At 47.7% G+C, this 2,185-nt stretch carries 1 protein-coding gene; it reads right to left on the bottom strand.

Annotated features, from left to right (window positions below; genetic code table 11):
- Positions 1-157 precede the first annotated feature (157 nt).
- Positions 158-2,185 (bottom strand): hypothetical protein (locus BLQ12_RS27625; protein WP_175470091.1); only part of this gene is annotated, 2,028 nt, incomplete at its 5' end.

Below are 2,185 nucleotides of genomic sequence, written 5' to 3'. Positions count from 1 at the left end.
AAACTTATTTCGGCGGAGCCTGGAAAGGCTTGCTTAAGACCTGTTTGTCAAACCCGGTTTTATAAATCAGGCTAAAAGTTTGGCCCCCGGCAGGGACGCCGGAGGCTTGTTTGAGCTGAATAGTTACGAACCTCTTTAGGTTGGCCCTCTGATCACATCAGTTCGGGCATGGCACGGCAGGAAACGTGCCACTAAAAGAATTGGAAAGCACGGTAGAGTACTTTACGGCAAAACAATAATCTGCCTCTGGATTGTAGACCTGATGAGCGGGATCTCCTTCACTCAGATTATACAGGGTGTTGTACTCATGGATAACCTGTCGCACATCGATGGACACGGATTCTGTTTCTCCCTCAACCTGTTTGGGTTGGGGTTCATTGTCCACGTTCAGTGCAGCCCAGAAATTGTCGTAAAGGGCCGGATCGTAGGTATAGCGTCTTTTTCTTTGGTCAAACTCGAGATTCTCCACCATGGGCTGCGATGAGCATTTGATCTGATAACGCTTGATTCCTTTTTCGGGGACGCCCCACGTCAAGGTATACACCGAACCTGTCCGTGAGATGTTCCCACACTCAGAATTACCCATATCCACACGTCCGGCGTCCATGGGTGACACATAGCCGGTACACACGTTTCTGTTGTAATAGTCATGGATAAAACGCGATGAGTACAGAGAGTAAACACGCTCTTTGCTTTGGGATGTCAACATCCAATTATAATGATGCTTATACATGCTCAGAAAGAGATCATTTCCCGTCATCTCATATCCATGGGCCATCAGGCCGGATAAAGGGTATGACCCAAGCCCCTCCATAATAGCTGGCTGATCTAACGTGTATACATAGGGTTGACGCTCCAGAGAAACCAACTCATTCAATGCATGATACGACAAACCGAGCATGTAATCGCGATAGTCTTCGTAGTACATTGGATCCCCAAAGCCAAAAAAGTCATAATAACAAAGGGAGTCAGCAAAAATCCCGCATGTCATAAACAAGGTATTGGTCCGTTTTCCACCGAAAGTTTCGTTACCGTGACCGTGCATATACACATAGCCCCGGTCCAACTGCCATCCGTCCCGGCTCACATCCTCAGGGTCGTCCCTCAAACTGAGCAGCGTCCTTACCATACGTCCGGCCTTCTCCACCCACACCGGATCTTCGGTGTACAGGCCAAAAGCACCTGCCCGACGGAATGCCCTTGAAAAAACTCGTACATACCCCAAGTATGTTGTTCCGTCGTAATAACTGTCCACCCCATGTTTTCCTGAGCCCTGATCATACAGTGTATACTCTCCGTGATCTTTCCAGGCGTTTATGATCGACTCATCACCGGTTAAGAGATACCCGATGGGGACGGAGACATCATGGGAATGCTCTCGGTCGAAGAATTTATAGTTAAAGGACACTTTATCTTGATTCGGCGGGCATGCAGTATTCACATTTGGGAAAAATTTAGGCCCTTCGGTATACACATTAAAGTCATCGGAATGATGGGTTGAACCGAACATTTTGTGGTGGTCCATGTTCTGTGCTGCCAGAAACGCCCCTCCATTGCCGGTCTGCAGGTAGTGAAGATACTGGCATAAATTCACATCATACTGATTGGAACCTCCGGTCTGCCCCCAGACATAAAACCTGCGCATGGTGTCCACATTCGAAATCTCATAGCTCTCCAGTCCGATCTCTTTTAAAAAATTGCGTGTTTCCTCGTGTGTTGCCAGTCTGTCGTGGTAATAGATGGCCCGGGTATCCTTGTAATGTTGAAATTCGGCCCGGCCGATCAAAGGATATTGCACAGCGTAAAACGTTCGTTCGGGTTCCTTTGCCGACTTGGTAAACTCAAGGACAACCTGCCTTTTGTCATGGGCAAAAAAGGCAAAGTAGATATCATCTTTTGAATTGTAGGTACTGTATATATCAATATGCAAATGCCCCTCATCATCCATCGTAAACCCTGCGGGCCACATGCCGTAAAGATTACGAATTCCGCAATTAATGCGCTTAGTACGTGAGAAATACGAAGCAAATCCTTCAGTATGATCTGTCTCATTTCCGAGTTCATGAATCACGGATGCACCATTGACAACCTTGAGCCCCACGTCGGGCACCAGGCGCTCCCTTAGCAAACCGGACTCCCCCATGTACTGAACATACTTGTGGCTGCTGTAGCCCTGGTACAGATA

Origin of the sequence: Desulfoluna spongiiphila, from assembly GCF_900101345.1 — a bacterium.
GTDB classification, from domain to species: Bacteria; Desulfobacterota; Desulfobacteria; order Desulfobacterales; family Desulfolunaceae; genus Desulfoluna; species Desulfoluna spongiiphila.
The sequence above is the reverse complement of the archived record's forward strand: the minus strand, read 5'-3'. Positions and strand labels throughout refer to the sequence as shown.